The following is a 16,024-nucleotide window of genomic DNA, read 5'->3' as shown; positions in this document are numbered from 1 at the left end:
ATCATCAGCTCGCCCAACCGAATTCGCCGGCCGAATAGGTGCCGTCGGCTTCGGCGCGCTGAATGGCGTTCTTCAACAGCGTGGCGACTTCGTTGACCGCGTTGAGGTGGGCGAGGATTGCAGCCTCGTTTTTCGCGAGCTTCTGGCGCAGCCGCGCCAGACTGTCGCGATGCTGTTCCAGGAATTCGATCTCGTTGGCGCCCTTCATGGCGCGGGTCAGCTCATAGAGGTAGCGGCTCTTGCGGGCGTTGGAGGCCTTGAGGTCATAGCTGGTGTCGTTCTTCAAACCGGCCGTCTCTTCCTCGACCGCTTCCTCGATGCGGCCGATGATGGCGGCAAGGTTGCCCGGCCGTGCAAACGGGATCGGCGCTTCGGACGTACGCGCCGGCAGGTTGGAAGAGTATTTTGAAAAATCGGCCATTGAAAATCCTGGTCTAGATCTTGATTTCGGTTTTGATGGTCGTCTCGTCGCCGGTCATCGACCGTGCGGCCTTGCGCTGCAATTCCTCGACCAGCGAGGTGGACAGCCGGGTCTGCTGGTCGATCTCGGTCTTGTGCGGCCCGGTTGACACCGGGCCGATCGGCACGGTGCGCTTGCCGTCCTTGTAGTGGTCGGCGAGCAGCGATTTGGCGATGCCGATCCCGCCGCGCTCGGCCATGACGTCGGCGACACGCTCGGCAAGCTGCGATTTCCACATGTCGCCGGCCAGCCCCTTGCCGTAGACGCCCTCGGTGTCCTTGGGCAGCATGTTTTGGATGAAGGTCTGCAAGACCATCGCCTCGAACTTCTTGAACTTGCTGGCGGGATCGGCATTTGCGGCGGCCTTGTCGGCGGTAGCGCGCGACAGGATCGAGCCGGCATCGACCGAAGCAGCCATGTCGACAGAAAAATTACCGCCAACGCCGTTGGCCCGCTTGGCCAGCGCGGCACGGGCAGCCTCGATATCCGTCGGGTCGACGGCTCGGGCAACATCGAGAACGATGTCGCTGGGTGGAGAAATCGCCAAGAAAGTCCGCCTCTTTGCCGGGTTTCCTGAGCGACCATGCCGCAACAAGCTTGTGGCAGGCTTGCCGGTTTGAAATCCTTCGCCGGATGAGGGGCCATTGCTATCAGCAGCGGCAAGTCCGGCTGGGTCGATGCGATCTGGTCGTTTGCGGTGGGCGCTGCCGGCGTCGCCATGGTCAGATCGTAGGTGGCGTAGGCGCAGAGGCCGAACACGGCGCCGTACACCCAATACAGCCCGCCGCACGGAACGAAACCGAACGCCGTCCGCAAGTGACGCGGCTTTAACTTTCGATTATTCCTGCCCGCGCTTCTGCGCGATCAGATCGAGCCGGTCGCGGTCGGAGCGTTCGCGTTCGTCCTGTCGGCGCACGTCCTTGTAGGCGCGCTCGACCATGTTGGTGCGCGCCGTCGCAGTGGCGATGAGCGTGACCTCCTGCCTGGCGCTTTCCAAGCTCGCTTCCTGCCGGACCAGCGCATTGGCGATGCGGCGATGGTAGAGATCAGGGAACAGCACCGCCATCGACTGGTCGGCGTCGAAATGCTGGACAAGTTCCCTGGCCTCGGTTTCGGCGGTTGCCGCTGCCGCCAGGAAGGCCGCATGGCGCGTCTCGTGCAGGGCCTTCAACTGCTCCTGCACCTTGACCAGTTTCTTCAGCCGTTCCTTGCGCGTGCTCATCTCACCTCGCCAGCGTCAGGTCGACAAAGCCGTCGACGAACAGCGACAGCATGGTGCCGATGGCGAAGTAGAAGATGATCATGCCGCCGGCGATGACGAAAGGCAGCGAGATAAAATAGACCGGGATCTGCGGCGTCAGCTTGTTGACGAAGCCGATCGTCAAATTGACGAGAATGGCATAGGCGATGAACGGGCTGCCGAGCCGGATGACCAGGAAGAAGGCGTCCGACACCGTGTCGGTGAGATCGACCAGGGCGGCCTGCGGATTGAAGAAGACGTTGACCGGCGCCACCGTGTAGGAGGCGACCAGAGCGCGGATGATCTCGTGGTCGAAATCGAAGACGAAGAGCAGCAGCAACGCTGAAAACGAGATGATGGCGGCGAGGGCCGCCTGCGGCTCCGGCTCCTCGATGGCGGGGCCGCCGGTGCCGCCATAGCCGATCAGCATGGCGATGGCCGAACCTATGAAGCGCAGCGCCTCCATGTAGAGCCTCGTCATCGCGCCGATCAGCCCGCCGACCAAAAGTTCGGAGATGATCATCGGTGTCAGCACCTGCGGACGCGCATCGACGAAGGGAAAGATCTTGTCCCACAGGAAGGCGAGCAGGCCACCGGTGGCGGCGATCGACACGAACAGCCGGACCTGGACCGGCACGCGGGCGCTGGACAGACCCGGCACCAGCATGAAGCAGGCGCCGATGCGACAGAAGGCGAGGAAGGCGGCGATGACGACGCCTTGCGACAGGATGTTCACGAGATCGTCCCGAGCACCTTGATCTCGACGCCCTTGGCGATTTCGACATGGGAGAGAACGGGAAGCGTCGTGAACAGGCGCTCGATGATCATGCGCACATAAGGCCGCGCATCGGGCGCGGTGACGAGGACAAAACGCTCGCCGGCCTCGAGATGCTTGCGGATCGCCTTGGTCGCGTCCTGGCCGAATTCCTCCAGCTGGCGCGGGTCGATGTCGAACTCGCGCACCTCGCCCTTGGCGTCGCGCTTGAGGCTCTGGTGGAAGGCGAGGTCCCAGCGGTTGCCGAGCCGCAGCACCTTGAGCATGCCGCCTTCGGAGAGATCGCCGCAGATCTGCTGGGCCATGCGGATGCGGACATGCTCGACGATCTGCTCGGTGCGGCGCACATGCGGCGCGATCTCGGCGATAGCCTCGATGATCAAATGCAGGTTGCGGATCGATACGCGTTCGGCCAGCAGCAGTTTCAGCACCGCCTGCAGGCCGGGGTAGGAGATGTGCGAGGTGCATATCTCGTCGGCCAGCTTGCGGTATTCCGGATCCTGGCGCTCGAGCAGCGCCTTCATGTCCTTGTAGGACAGAAGCTGCGGCAGGTTGTTGCGGATCACCTCGGACAAATGGGTGAGCAGCACCGACATGTTGTCGGCAAAGGTATAGTTCTCGCGCTTCAGATCCTCGGCGAAGGTTTCCAGCACCGAGAAGGCGCGCATGCCGAAGGCCGGCTCGCGGATTTCCTCGCCGGGAACGTCGGGCAAATCCCGGTTCCCCAGCAGCACCATGATCTCGCCGACGCGCATCTGATATTCGGCGACGACGGTGCCGTGGACCTTGATCTGATAGCTTTTCGGCGGGATGCCGAAATCGTCGGCGACGCGCACTTCCGGCACGACGAAGCCGTATTGCGTGGCAAATTTCTTGCGCATCTTGGCCATGCGGAACACCAGTTCCTGATGCGACACCAGCAGCCGCGTCGACAGCTGCTTGCCGATCAGAAGCTCGATCTCGGCGGTGGTCAGCGAAGCCTTGACCGAGTTCTTCTCTTCCTCGACTTTGTTCGCCTTCTCCAGATCCTTGATCGCTTCGGCGGCGGCAGCCTCGCGGTTGGCGCGCATCGGGATGACGTAGCCAAGACCGGCCATGCCTGCAGCCAGCGTGAAGAACGGGAAGAACGGCAGGCCGGGCATCAGGCCGAGCAGGACGAGCAGCGAGGCCGCGACATAGAGCGCGCGCGGATGCGCGCCGAGCTGGCCGAACACCGCCTGGTTGGTCGAGCCGCGCGTGCCGCCCTTGGACACCAGCAGGCCGGCGGCGAGCGAAACGATAAGCGCCGGGATCTGGGTGACCAGGCCGTCGCCGACCGACAGCTTGATGAAGACATCGGCGGCTTCGCCCATGCCCATGCCGTGCCTGATGTAGCCGATGGCGATGCCGCCGACGATGTTGATGGCGGTGATGATGAGGCCGGCAATGGCATCGCCGCGCACGAATTTCGAGGCGCCGTCCATCGAGCCGAAGAAGGACGATTCTTCCTCGAGTTCTCTGCGGCGCAGTTGCGCTGTCTTGTCGTCGATCATGCCGGCGGACAGGTCGGCGTCGATCGACATCTGCTTGCCGGGGATGGCGTCGAGGGTGAAGCGGGCGCCGACTTCGGCAATACGGGTGGCGCCTTTGGTGATGACGATGAAGTTGACCACAATCAGGATCATGAAGACGATCAGGCCGATGACGAAATCGCTGGCCATCACAAGTTTGGAGAAGCCGGCGATGACATAGCCGGCGGCGTGCGTGCCCTCATTGCCGTGCGACAGGATCATGCGCGTGGTGGCGATGTTGAGCGATAGCCGTAGCATGGTGGCGATCAGCAGCACGGTCGGGAAGGACGAGAAATCGAGCGGCCGCTGGATCCACAGCGCCACCATCAGGATCAGCACCGACAGTGCGATCGAGAAGGCGAGGCCGATGTCGATGAGGAAGGCCGGGATCGGGAGGAACAGCACGGCCAGGATGATGACGATGCCGATGGCGAAGAAGACATCGCGGCCGTTCTTGGCCACTGTTCCTGTCGCTAAGCTTTCGCTGACGGCCATATCGTCCCCAATCACAAGCCTGCCGAGCACGCGACAGCCCTTCGAGCCTAACCGGTCAAGCTTGCGCGAGGGTGGGAGGACTGGTTACTTGCCAGGACGACAGAGGCCTTGAGGAGAGAGATCATGCTGGTGATCATCGGCACCATTCGCCTGCCTGCGCAACGGCTCGACGAGGCAAGGCCGGCCATGCGGCGCATGATACTGGGCAGCCGTGCGGAGCCCGGCTGCATCGAATACTCCTACGCGCAGGACGTGCTCGACGTCGGGCTCATCCATGTAACCGAGGTGTGGAGCGACAGGGCCGCGCTCGACGCGCATTTCCGCTCGCCTCACATCGCCGATTGGCGGGCGAGCTGGGCATCGCTCGGCATAGGCGAGCGCAACCTCATGCTCTACGAGGCCGGCGAGCCGAAGCCGATCTGAGGACCGGGCACAGTCAAGAAGGCGTAGGCCCAAGAAAGTCTAGCAGGCGTTGACCTGTCTGCAGGACCATCCGCCGCCATCGGTATCGTGGCAGTCTTCATAGCTGCCGTAGCAGGTGTTCGTCGAATTGCGATACCAAGGGTAGCCGCCAGGACAGCAAACATCTTGTTGTGCAGTCTGGATAAATTCCTTTGCCGGCCGGCTTTGGTTTTCCGGATTGCCTCCCGCCAAAAAAAGAGACATCGGGTGTGACACAACAGACCTAACCGGCATATCCATGCTTGAATTGCTCACCGCAGACGAGCTCAAAAAAATCATGCCAACAGCTAATGAAAAAAATCCCCGCGCACTCATCTTCTCCTCCTTGAGGGAAATAGAGACGGCCAAAAATAACACAGCTGCGTCGATTGCGTAAGCGATCGCTCATATACCTCGACACGCTCGCGGGGAATTGAAGCGGGGCGGCAAGCCTGACTGCGCCTCAGCGCCAGAATGGCGCCGCAAGCAGCCGGCATTATGTCGCCGTGCTGATCGTCGCCGAACTGCACAGCGATCCGTCCGATGGTGAGACGCCGGTGCTGGCGCCGGCCAAATTCCGGCATGCGGTGCTGGTGCCGACCATGAACGTCCAGTCCACCGCCGAAACCATCCAGCGCGCCGTCGCGGAGGAACTGGCGGTGGTCGAGAATTTCGACAACCGGGCCGTTGTCGGGCTTTTGACCGAGGGCCATCTGATACGGCGCTACGCCGAGGAACTCGACAAGGCGCGGCGCGACCTGTCGGGCGAAGACTAGGCCTCGGCCGGCATCTTAAATGTCCCTACTCGGCGCTTGCCACGTGTACAGTGTCACTGTACAAATTGTTCAGTGGGAGAAAAAGACGGGATGAGCACCGACCAGGCTCCGGTCAAGAATGGCGTCGCCTCGACGGCGACGCATGCCCATCAGATGCTGGGCCAGCGGCTGAAGAGCCTGCGTCTCGGCCGGCGGCTTTCGCTGCGCGAACTCGCCGAGCTGACCGGGACCAGCGCCAGCTTCATCAGCCAGCTCGAGCGCGGCCTGACCGGCGCCAGCACCGCCTCGCTCAACCAGATGGCCTCGGCGCTTGGGGTGAGCGTGGCGATGCTGTTCGAGGATAGTGCCGCCGGGCAGCGCGGGGTCTTGCTGCGCAGCGAGCGGCCGAGCCTGCCGCCCAGCGACGGCTGCCGCAAGATGCTGCTCTCGCGTCCCCCTTTAAGCGACATGGAAGTCTATGTCGGCGAGTTCGAAATCGGCGGCTCGACCGGCCCAGCGCTCTACACCCATGGCGACGCGCACGAGATGCTCGTCGTGCTGCGCGGCATCGTCGAGGTTTCGCTCGGCGATGTCAGGCATGTGCTGGAAGAGGGCGACAGCATCGAATACGCGACATCGACAGCACATCGCTCAGAGAACATCGGCAGTGGTCGAGCCGAGGTGATGTGGATCATTGCGCCACCGACTTCGGTGCGCGCCGAACTCGATCAATACAGGGCCTGGAAACCGCTCGCAGCCAGGTAGGTTCAATCCATGCGGGTCAAATGGGAGAACAATAATCATGCTGAAAACAAGACATCTTGGCCTTGGCGCCGTGCTGGCGCTCGGCGTTCTGGCAACCGCAGCGTTCGCGCAGGAAAAGCCTGTCGCGGGTGAGGTCAAGGAAGGCTCGCTCAAGGGAAAGACGCTGACGCTCGTCTCCTATGGCGGCATCTACCAGGACGGCCAGGCCGCCGCGCTCAAGGAGTTCGTCGAAAAGTCCGGCGCCACGCTGCTCAATGACGGGCCGACAGAGATCGCCAAGCTGCAGGCGCAGGTCGAATCCGGCAACGTCACCTGGGACGTCGTCGACACCGCCGACCTGCCGCCTTACGTCTATTGCGGCAAGCTGTTCCAGAAGCTTGATTTCAGCAAGCTTGACGTCTCCAAGGTGCCCGAGGGCCAGGTCGGCGAATGCTCGGTGCCGGCGATGAACTACGGCGTCGTGCTGATGTACAACAAGGAGAAGTATGGGGATAACCCGCCCAAGAGCTGGGCCGATTTCTTCGACACGGCAAAATTCCCGGGCGTGCGCGCGCTGGATGGTTCCGGCGATCCGACCGGTGGCCTGCTGGAGCAGGCGTTGAAGGCGTCGGGCGGCGATCCGAAGGCGATGACGGTGGCCGACATCGACAAATCCATCGACGTGATCCGCAAGCTCGGCCCCGACACGATCTACTGGAAGACCGGCGCTGAATCGCAGCAACTCGCCGAGTCCGGCGAGGCCGACATGCTGATGATGTGGACGGGCCGTGCCATGACGGCGGTGAAGAACGGCGCCAAATATGCGCCGGCCTGGCAGGACTGGCTGGTGGTGATGGACCAGATGACCATTCCGGTCGGCGTCAAGGATACGGATGCGGCTTATGCGCTGCTCAATGCCTATCTCGGCAAGGGGCCGCAGGAGATCCTGGCGCAGCAGACCTCCTATACGCCGATCAACAATGACGCGCAGCCAAAGGTCGATGCGTCGGTCGCCGCCTTCCTGACCAACACGCCAGAGCGCCAGAAGCAGGGTTACAAGCAGAACATCAAGTTCTGGGTCGAGAACTTCCCGGTGGCGCAGGAGAAGTGGTCGGCGCTGATGGCAGGCAACTGAACAGCCGAGTGAGAGCCAGGCCGTGAGCGCGTCCGAACCCATCGCCCAACCCGCCGCCGATGTGCGGCCCGGTCGGGCATGGCGGCCGTTCGCGCTCACGGCGCCGGCGCTCATCCTGCTTGTCGCGGTGATCGGCTACCCGCTGCTCACCATCGTGCTGCGCAGCCTGTCGGAACCTGAGTGGGGGCTGCAGAACTATGCCTGGTTCTTCGGTGCGCCGGTGAACCTGACGGTGCTGCAGCGGACCTTTGTCATCTCGGCCTGGGTGACGCTGGTGTGCGTCATCGCGGCCTATCCCTATGCCTATCTGATGACCGCGGTCGGGCCGCGCGTCCGGCTGGTGCTTGTGCTTTGCGTGCTGATCCCGTTCTGGGTGAGTGGTGTGGTGCGAACGCTGTCATGGGTGATCCTGCTGCAGGATTCGGGCGTCATCAATTCGTTGCTGCGCTCGGTCGGGTTCGGCGGCGTCAAGCTGATCCGCACCCAGACCGGCGTGGTCATCGGCATGGCGCAGGTGCTGTTGCCGTTCATGATCCTGCCGCTCTATTCCGTGATGCAAGGCATCGACCTCAGGCTGATGCGTGCGGCGCAAAGCCTCGGTGCGCGGCCGTCGCGCGCGTTCTTCACCGTCTATCTGCCGCTGTCGCTGCCCGGCGTCTATGCCGGCGCGATCATCGTCTTCATCCTGTCGCTCGGCTTCTACATCACGCCTGCTTTGCTCGGCGGCCCGCGCTCGACCATGCTGTCGACGCTGGTGCAGACGCAGGTGCTGAGCCTGCTGCAATGGGGCAGGGGCGGCGCCATGGGCGTCGTTCTGCTGGTCACCACCTTCGTGCTGCTGGCGCTGGCAGCACCCGTGATGCGGTCCAGTCATCGGGAAGCGGGGCGGCGCTGATGGAGATGAAGCCGCTCACCCGCGTTCTTCTCGGGCTCGTCTGCCTGCTGGTGGCGATATGGCTGGTGGCGCCGACGCTGGTCGTGGTGCCGATGTCGTTCAACGAAAACAAATCGCTGGCCTTTCCGCCGCAAGGCTTTTCCTGGCAGTGGTACCAGAATTTCGCCACCAATCCGGACTGGTCGAACAGCTTCCTGAACTCGCTGAAAGTCGCCTCCATCGTTGCCGTCGTGGCAACGGTGCTCGGCACGCTTGCCGCCTTCGGCCTCGACCGCATGAAGGCGCGGCCGGCGAACCTTTTACGCATGCTGATGCTGACGCCGATGGTGGTGCCGGGCGTGGTGCTGGCGATCGGCATCTATGCCGTCTATCTCGACACGCAGCTCGTCGGGACGCTGCTCGGCTTCGTGCTGGCCCACACCATCCTTGCGCTGCCCTTCGTGCTGATCGCGGTCTCGGCCAGTCTCGAAGTGTTCGACCGCCGGCTGGAGACAGCCGCAGCCAGCCTGGGCGCCGGCGCACTGACCACGTTTCGCACGGTGACGCTGCCGCTGATCGCGCCGGGCGTGCTCTCCGGCCTGCTGTTCGCTTTCGCCACCTCGTTCGACGAGATTGTCGTGTCGCTGTTCATCACCAACCCCTATCTCAAGACATTGCCGGTGCAGATTTTTGCCTCGATCACGCGCGACGCAGATCCGACGGTGGCGGCTGTCGGCACGATCCTGCTTTTCGCGACCACGATCCTGATCGGCGGCGGCATGCTCCTTCTTGGCCGCGAGCGGAAAGGACGCCAATGAATCCGAAGCCGACAAGCAAGGGCGCGGCGATCGATCTCGAAGCGATCAGCAAGGCCTATGGCGGCTTCAAGGCGCTGGACGGCGTGTCGCTGCGCATCGAGCCCGGCGAGTTCATGACGCTGCTCGGCCCCAGCGGCTCGGGCAAGACGACGACGCTCAACGTGATTGCCGGTTTCACCGATGTCACCAGCGGCAAGCTTCTGGTCGGGGAAAAAAGCGTCGTCGGCGTGCCGGCGCACAAGCGCAACATCGGCGTCGTCTTCCAGCATTACGCGCTGTTCCCGCATATGAGCGTCGGCCGCAACGTCGCCTATCCGCTGACGCTGCGCGGCGTCGACCAGGCGACGCGGCAGACACGCGTGGCAAGGGCGCTCGACATGGTCAAGATGGGCGATTTCGCGCATCGCTATCCCAGCGAATTGTCGGGCGGCCAGCAGCAGCGCGTGGCGCTGGCGCGCGCCATCGTCTTCGACCCGCCGCTGCTCCTGATGGACGAGCCGCTCGGCGCGCTCGACAAGAAGCTGCGCGAATGGCTGCAGCTCGAGATCAAGCGCATCCACCGCGAGCTCGGCACCACCTTCGTCTATGTCACGCACGACCAGGAAGAGGCGCTGGTGCTGTCCGACCGCGTCGCCGTGTTTAACCGCGGGCACATCGAGCAGGTCGGCACCGGCCGCCAGCTCTATGACGAGCCGGCAACGCTGTTCGTCGGCCGCTTCATCGGCGATTCCACCGTGCTGCGCGGCGAGGCGCGCAGCGATGGCAACAGCACCGCGCTGAGCATCGCCGGCGAGACGGTGACGGTACCGCGTAAGCTGTCGGGAGAAGCCAGCCCGGTGATGCTGCTGCGTCCCGAAAAGCTCGCGATCCGAAGAGCCGGCCAAAGTGCTGCCAATGGCGCCAACCGCCTGTCGGGGACGATCGCGGAAGCCATCTATCTCGGCTCGGAATCGAAATACGAAGTTAAGCTCGCCGACGGCTCGGCCGCGATCGTGCGCTCACCGCTGACCGGCGAGAGTTTTGGCCTCGGCGACAAGGTCGAGCTCTGCTTCGACGGCAGCGACGCCAAGCTGCTGGCGGACGACGCAAGCGCCGACACCACACTCACCTGATTCCATCTGGCCTGATCCCATCTGGCCTGATCTCATCTGAAAGTCATTCCATGCAAGCCAAGCGCAACGGCGACATATCGTTCTGGTATGCGGATCTGGGGGCGGTTCCCGTTCCGCGCCCGTCCTTGCCTGGAAACATCGAGGCCGATGTCGCCATTGTCGGCGCCGGCTATACCGGCCTGTGGACCGCCTACTATCTGAAAAAGGCGAAGCCATCGCTGCGCGTCGTGATCGTCGAGCGCGAATTTGCCGGCTTCGGCGCTTCGGGGCGCAATGGCGGCTGGCTGTCGGGCGGCTTCAGCTGGTCGCGCGAAAAATATCTCAAGACATCGAGCCGCCAAGGCGTGATGGCGATGCAGGCGGCGATGGCAGGCTGCGTTGATGAAGTGATCCGGGTCGCGACCGAGGAAGGCATCGACGCCGACATTCGCCGCGTCGACAATCTGACGGTGGCCACCAACGCAGCGCAGTTGGAGCGCGTGCGCGAAGAATGCGAGACGATCCGTTCCTGGGATGTCGACCCGAACCGCGTCGAGATGCTGGACGCCGCCTCAACGCGCACGCGCATCAACATCCGTAACGTCATGGGCGGCTTCGTCGTCCATGGCCAGGCGCGGGTGCAGCCGGCCAAGCTGGTGCGCGGGCTTGCCGATGCCGTCGAGCGGCTGGGCGTGCCGATCTATGAGAAGACGACGGTGACAAGCATCGCCAAGGGCAGCGTGACGACAGACCGCGGTACGGTGCAGGCGGAGACGATCATCCGCGCGACCGAGGGTTTTACATCAGGCATCCCCGGCGAGGAGCGGACCTGGCTGGCGCTCAACAGCGCGCAGATCGTGACTGAGCCGCTGCCTGCCGACCTGTGGCGCGACATCGGTTGGGAAGGGCACGAACTGCTCGGCAATGCGGCGCATGCCTATTGCTATGCCCAGCACACGCGTGAGGGACGCATCACGATGGGCGGACGCGGCGTGCCTTATCGCTACGGCTCGCGCACCGACGTCAACGGCCAGACGCAGCAGGCCACGATCGACCAGCTGCACACGATCCTGACGACGCTCTTGCCGCAGACCAAGGGATGCCGCATCGATCACGCCTGGTGCGGCGTGCTCGGCGTGCCGCGCGACTGGTGCACCACGGTCGGCCTCGATCCCGCGACCCGCATCGGCTGGGCCGGCGGCTATGTCGGCCTCGGCGTGTCCAGCTCCAACCTTTCGGGGCGCACGCTGGCTGACCTTGTTCTCGGGGCAAACACCGAGCTGACGAAGCTGCCCTGGGTCAACCGCAAGGTCAGGCCATGGGAACCGGAGCCCTTCCGCTGGCTGGGCGTGCATTCGATGTACCAGCTTTATCGCATTGCCGATGGCCGCGAGGCGGCAGGGCTTGCGCGCACCTCGAAGCTGGCCGCGTTGGCCGACAGCATCACCGGCCACTAAAGCCATTTGTTCTCACGCAATTCCGGGGCAGACCCCTTTCCTGGAATTGCTCTTATCCATGGAGCTAGACTTGATCGATCTTTCGACCTTCCACGATCTCGCCAAGGCCGAGATCGGCGCGTTCTCTCCTAAGCCAAGCTCGATTGAAGGCGATCAGGTCGAGGCCGTGCGCTCGTTCTTTCAATCGCCTGACGGGACTGTCGATGTCGGCATCTGGGAATGCACGCCCGGCCGCTTCACCGCCGATCGTTCGGACTCGTCGGAGATCTGCCACATCATTTCGGGGCGCGTGGAACTGAGCCGCATCGATGGCGAGGTGCGGGAACTCGGTCCGGGCGATCTCCTCGTCCTGCCGCAGGGCTGGAAGGGCGAGTGGCTGATACGCGAGACCACGCGCAAGCTCTACATGATCCAGAGCGCCGGCTGACCGGCGCTACGGCTATGGCGAGCTCAGTGATCGATCGGCCCCTTCGGCGAGACCAGCGCGGTGCCGGCGGTCGTCGGGCGCTCGATCAGGCGGCGCACGCGCGGCGGTTCGTCGCCGCTGTGCAGCGCCCGCACCCGCTCGCCGACGACGGCGTCGGCATGGGTGGCGCGCCGGTTGTGGCGGATGTATTCCAGCCAGGTCGGCGTGTGGTAGTGTTCGATCCAGACTGCGGGATTTTCTAGGTCCCGAGCCAGCGTCCAGTTGCGGGCGCCGTCGCGGCGGCGGATGCGCCCGCGCTCGGCCATGGTGGCGAGGAATTCGGGTACATCTTCGTCGCGGATAATGTACTCTATCATGATGGCGATGGGGCCGCTGCGCGGCTTCAGGTCGAGGCCGAGATGCGGCTCCTTGAAGCGGTTGAGCGGGTCGAGGTTGAGAGTCGTCTGCTGCGGCAGCGGCAGGAACAGGCCGATGGCGCCGCCAACAAGCATCGCGATGGCCGCCGCAATCAGCGCGGTTTCGGCGCCATGCGCATCGGCAACGACGCCCCAGATCCAGCTGCCCAGCGCAATGCCGCCGAAGGTCGCCGTCTGGTAGACCGACAGCACCCGGCCGACGACCCAGCGCGGCGTCGACATCTGCACCGTGACGTTGAAATGCGACAGCGCGATCACCCAGCAGGCGCCGCCGATGAGCAAACCCGCCGCAGTCTGCCAGGCATTGAGGCTGATGGCGGCATTGAAGGCGCAGACGGCAAAGCCGGCGAAGGCCATCCGCACCATCGTCTCGCTGGACAGCAATTGTCTGAGACGCACGCTTATCAGCGCGCCGCCGACGGCGCCGATGCCGAAGGCGCCGAGCATGATGCCGTAGGTCAAGGCATCGCCCTTGACGACGTCGCGCGCCACCAGCGGCAGCAGCGCCAAAACCGCGCCGGCGCTGAAGCCGAAGGCGGAGCCCCTGACCAGCACCTTGCCGATGTTGGGCGACATGGCGACATAGCGCAGGCCGGCGCCCATGGCGGCGCCCAGCGTCTCGCGCGGCAGCGTCGAGACCGGCAGCTCCGGCTTCCAGCGGAAGAGCACGATGATGAGACCTATATAGCTCAGCGCATTGGCGGCGAACGCAGCAGCCGCACCAGCGGCGGCAACGATGATGCCGCCGATCGCCGGGCCGACGCTGCGTGTCAGGTTGAAGCCCAGTGAATTGAGTGCAACCGCGGCCGGCAGCTTGTTGCGCGGCACCATGTCGCCGACCGATGCCTGCCAGGACGGGTTGTTGAGCGCCGTGCCGCTGTCGATTAGGAAGGTGAAGGCAAGCAGCGTCCACGGCGTCATCCAGCCGTTCCAGGTGAACAGCGTTAGAAGTGCAGAGACGACCAGCATGAAGATTTGGGCGATCAGCATCACCTTGCGCCGGTTGAAGCTGTCGGCGATGGCGCCGGCGACGAGTGCAAACAGCATGATCGGCAGAGTGGCCGAGGCCTGGACCAGCGCCACCTGATAGGGCGACGTGGCGATGGTGGTCATCATCCAGGCGGCGCCGACGCCCTGGATCAGGCCACCGAAATTCGACACCAGGCTGGCCGACCAGACGGCGCGGAAGATGCCGTGCCGGAACGGCGCCAGCGCCGAAACGCGTTCGCTGTCCGGCTCGTCATCGATCATCAGACCTGTCCCACCTTAACGTGCTGGTTTCGTCCGCGGGGACGACAATCATGGCATCCGTTTGAAATAGAGCACGACATCCAAAAGGGCGAACGCGTCTTCGAAAAAGATCATGGTCCAACAACAGGATAGCAAGGCGAAAATACGTCAGCCGGGAATGGTCCGCTACCCAGAGCGATGTTCTCATTGGTCCACTGCGCGGGGCTGTCGGCCGCGCGCGAAGTCAGCTTCTGTCCCGGGCAGCGGTATGCAAGGCTTCGGTCAGCGTGCCTGTCGTCTCGCCGCCGGCGTGAAGGCGCAGGAAAAGCTCCATGCCGACAAGCCGCAGCCTGGACGGTTGCTCGCGCCGCGCCAACTGGACCATGTCCTCCAAATTCGCGGCGGGCCATTTCAAGGCATCGCGCAGGAAACCGCCGCGTAGCAAAGTCTCCGTGCCGGCCGAAAATTGCGACGACATCTCGAAGCCGATCTTGCGCGCCTGGACGTTCTGGCGCGGAATATGCTTTTCAGCGACCTTTCGCAAAAGCCATTTTCCTGTTTTGTCGCGGTATTTCTGCCGCCTCGGCAAATGGATGGCGAAGTCGATCAGGCGGTTTTCCAGGAACGGGACCCGCAGTTCCACGGACGCCGCCATGCTCAGCCGGTCGTGCCGGTGCAGGATGTCCTGCAGATGCGAATAGAGGTCGTAGAGGCAACTACCGAGAAAGGCGCGATCCGCGGGCGGCATAACCGGCTCCAGGCGGTCGAAGATCTCGGTTTGCAGAAAATTCAGCTCCGGCGACAAAGCACGCAGGACCATGCTGCGATCCATTTGTGAGTGGCTTCCAGCCGAGACCTTGTAGGGGGCATGACGCTGTTGCTCGAATCTCCGGTCGAGCGAGCGCTTCGAATGGACCAGGCGCCGGGGCCACGACCAGGAACGCCACTTCTTCATGCTCAAGGCCTGCAAGGGGTAGCCGCCAAACAATTCGTCTGCGCCTTCGCCGGTGAGCAGCACCTTGACGCCATCGGCCCGGCATCGTTCGGCAAGCGCCAGCAGTGCGACATGGCTGGCGTGCCAGCCATCGCTTTCAAGATGCCAGATTACCCTTGGCCAAAGTTCGAAAAACCGGTTCCTGTCGACCGGCACCCGGCGCAAGGGCACGCCGACATGGCGGCCGGTGCGTTCGGCGTCTTCGGCCTCGCTGTTGCCGAGCTGCGGGTCGACGACATAACCGTGGACTTCCGGCCTGAACCGCTTTGCCAGCGCCGTTATCAGGCCGGAATCGACACCGCTGCTGCAGGCGGTGGCAACGCTGGTATCGGCGATGCAGTGAAGTCCGACGCTGTCCTTGAGCAACGCCTCGAGCGTCGCCATGTGTTCAGCATCAGCGGATGCATCGCCGGTAATGCGCGCGGTCTCCAGCACGTCCAGCACATGCCAGAAGCGGCGCTTCTCGATAACGCCATCGGTGATCTTCCACAGGCCGGCGGGCGGCAGGCGCTCGATGCGGTCGAACAGGCTGTAGCTGGAATCGCGGCTCTGCCAGGCAAGCCGCAAGGTGATCTCGCGGCTGTCGATGTCGCGCGGAAAACCGTCGCAGGCGAGGATCGCCTTGTCCTCCGAGGCGAACAGGATTCGCTCCGGCGTGTCGGCCACCGACATCGGCTTGATTCCAAGACGGTCACGCGCAAGCCACAGCGCACTGCTGCGAGCGTCGAAATAGGCGAAGGAAAACATCCCGTCGAACAGCGGCACGGCTTTTTCGGGACCCCAGTGATGCAAGGCTTCGAGAACCACTTCGGCATCGCAGATGGTTCGAAAGACGACGCCTTGCGCCTGCAGCGTTTCGCGCAGCGAGCGGTAATTGTAGACCTCGCCATTGTAGACGAGAACGCCATCGCCGGAAGAAGTCAGCATCGGCTCACGGGCGGCGGGCGAGGGATCGATGATGGTAAGCCGGCGGTGACCGAGCGCCAGCCGATTGTTGTGCCAGCTGTCATGATCGTCGGGGCCGCGATGTACCAGCGCCTGCATCATGCTGGCGACATCCGACAGGTCGTTGGCGTCGATCGGGTTTCGTTTGCGCCAGACGCCGGCTATTCCGCACATGGC

Annotated in this window: 17 protein-coding genes; 9 read left to right on the top strand and 8 right to left on the bottom strand. The window is 63.7% G+C overall.

Annotation, left to right across the window (positions count from 1 at the left end; all coding sequences use genetic code 11):
- Positions 1-4: 4 nt before the first annotated feature.
- The 5 genes from NKK52_RS18965 to flhA all read right to left on the bottom strand — a co-directional run bounded on the left by NKK52_RS18965 (position 5) and on the right by flhA (position 4,520).
- Positions 5-421, bottom strand: coding sequence for a hypothetical protein (locus tag NKK52_RS18965; RefSeq protein WP_023671919.1), 417 nt, complete (start codon positions 419-421; stop codon positions 5-7).
- Between the two features lie 13 nt (positions 422-434).
- Positions 435-1,007, bottom strand: coding sequence for a rod-binding protein (locus NKK52_RS18960; RefSeq protein WP_023683276.1), 573 nt, complete (start codon positions 1,005-1,007; stop codon positions 435-437).
- A gap of 291 nt (positions 1,008-1,298) precedes the next feature.
- Positions 1,299-1,682: a hypothetical protein gene (locus NKK52_RS18955; protein ID WP_023683277.1), complete on the bottom strand. Its 384-nt coding sequence runs from the start codon at positions 1,680-1,682 to the stop codon at positions 1,299-1,301.
- A 1-nt stretch (position 1,683) separates the two neighbouring features.
- Positions 1,684-2,436: a flagellar biosynthetic protein FliR gene (fliR, locus tag NKK52_RS18950; RefSeq protein WP_023683278.1), complete on the bottom strand. Its 753-nt coding sequence runs from the start codon at positions 2,434-2,436 to the stop codon at positions 1,684-1,686.
- The gene (flhA, locus tag NKK52_RS18945) at positions 2,433-4,520 is read right to left on the bottom strand and encodes a flagellar biosynthesis protein FlhA (protein WP_023671908.1); all 2,088 of its coding nucleotides are present in this window, start codon (positions 4,518-4,520) and stop codon (positions 2,433-2,435) included. The genes fliR and flhA overlap by 4 nt, the downstream gene beginning before the upstream one ends.
- A gap of 123 nt (positions 4,521-4,643) precedes the next feature.
- Here flhA and NKK52_RS18940 point away from each other — a divergent pair, with 123 nt between their 5' ends.
- On the top strand, positions 4,644-4,943 hold the full coding sequence (locus NKK52_RS18940; protein ID WP_023683279.1) for a putative quinol monooxygenase: 300 nt from the start codon (positions 4,644-4,646) through the stop codon (positions 4,941-4,943).
- 39 nt (positions 4,944-4,982) lie between these two features.
- Here the strand turns inward: NKK52_RS18940 and NKK52_RS18935 are convergent, their stop codons facing one another.
- Positions 4,983-5,297 (bottom strand): hypothetical protein, encoded by a 315-nt coding sequence (locus NKK52_RS18935; RefSeq protein ID WP_155921527.1) that lies wholly within the window; start codon positions 5,295-5,297, stop codon positions 4,983-4,985.
- A gap of 170 nt (positions 5,298-5,467) precedes the next feature.
- On the opposite strand from NKK52_RS18935, the gene NKK52_RS18930 reads away from it, so the two are divergent.
- From NKK52_RS18930 to NKK52_RS18895, 8 genes are all read left to right on the top strand, one after another.
- On the top strand, positions 5,468-5,737 hold the full coding sequence (locus tag NKK52_RS18930) for a hypothetical protein (RefSeq protein WP_023683280.1): 270 nt from the start codon (positions 5,468-5,470) through the stop codon (positions 5,735-5,737).
- 90 nt (positions 5,738-5,827) lie between these two features.
- Complete coding sequence (locus NKK52_RS18925) at positions 5,828-6,481, top strand: helix-turn-helix domain-containing protein (RefSeq protein WP_027049833.1); 654 nt, start codon at positions 5,828-5,830, stop codon at positions 6,479-6,481.
- Positions 6,482-6,518: 37 nt separating this feature from the next.
- Positions 6,519-7,595, top strand: coding sequence for an extracellular solute-binding protein (locus NKK52_RS18920; protein WP_023683282.1), 1,077 nt, complete (start codon positions 6,519-6,521; stop codon positions 7,593-7,595).
- A 22-nt stretch (positions 7,596-7,617) separates the two neighbouring features.
- A complete protein-coding gene (locus NKK52_RS18915; protein WP_023683283.1) occupies positions 7,618-8,490 on the top strand; it encodes an ABC transporter permease in 873 nt (290 codons plus the stop codon).
- Positions 8,490-9,287 carry an ABC transporter permease gene (locus tag NKK52_RS18910; RefSeq protein WP_023683284.1) on the top strand — a complete coding sequence of 266 codons (798 nt, stop codon included), beginning with the start codon at positions 8,490-8,492 and terminating at the stop codon, positions 9,285-9,287. The genes NKK52_RS18915 and NKK52_RS18910 overlap by 1 nt, the downstream gene beginning before the upstream one ends.
- Complete coding sequence (locus NKK52_RS18905) at positions 9,284-10,399, top strand: ABC transporter ATP-binding protein (protein WP_023683285.1); 1,116 nt, start codon at positions 9,284-9,286, stop codon at positions 10,397-10,399. Before NKK52_RS18910 ends, NKK52_RS18905 begins: the two co-directional genes overlap by 4 nt.
- 50 nt (positions 10,400-10,449) lie before the next feature.
- Positions 10,450-11,835, top strand: a complete 1,386-nt coding sequence (locus tag NKK52_RS18900) for an NAD(P)/FAD-dependent oxidoreductase (protein WP_023683286.1) — start codon at positions 10,450-10,452, stop codon at positions 11,833-11,835.
- Between the two features lie 58 nt (positions 11,836-11,893).
- A complete protein-coding gene (locus NKK52_RS18895; RefSeq protein WP_081725355.1) occupies positions 11,894-12,262 on the top strand; it encodes a cupin domain-containing protein in 369 nt (122 codons plus the stop codon).
- A 23-nt stretch (positions 12,263-12,285) separates the two neighbouring features.
- Here the strand turns inward: NKK52_RS18895 and NKK52_RS18890 are convergent, their stop codons facing one another.
- Together NKK52_RS18890 and asnB are read right to left on the bottom strand one after the other, a co-directional pair.
- Positions 12,286-13,929, bottom strand: a complete 1,644-nt coding sequence (locus NKK52_RS18890; RefSeq protein WP_023671898.1) for an MFS transporter — start codon at positions 13,927-13,929, stop codon at positions 12,286-12,288.
- 223 nt (positions 13,930-14,152) lie between these two features.
- Complete coding sequence (gene asnB, locus NKK52_RS18885; protein ID WP_023691732.1) at positions 14,153-16,021, bottom strand: asparagine synthase (glutamine-hydrolyzing); 1,869 nt, start codon at positions 16,019-16,021, stop codon at positions 14,153-14,155.
- Positions 16,022-16,024: the final 3 nt, after the last annotated feature.

Source organism: Mesorhizobium sp. C277A (genome assembly GCF_040324395.1).
In the GTDB taxonomy this organism is placed as follows: domain Bacteria; phylum Pseudomonadota; class Alphaproteobacteria; order Rhizobiales; family Rhizobiaceae; genus Mesorhizobium.
Note: the sequence above shows the minus strand (reverse complement) of the source record. Positions and strands in the feature narration are given on the sequence as shown.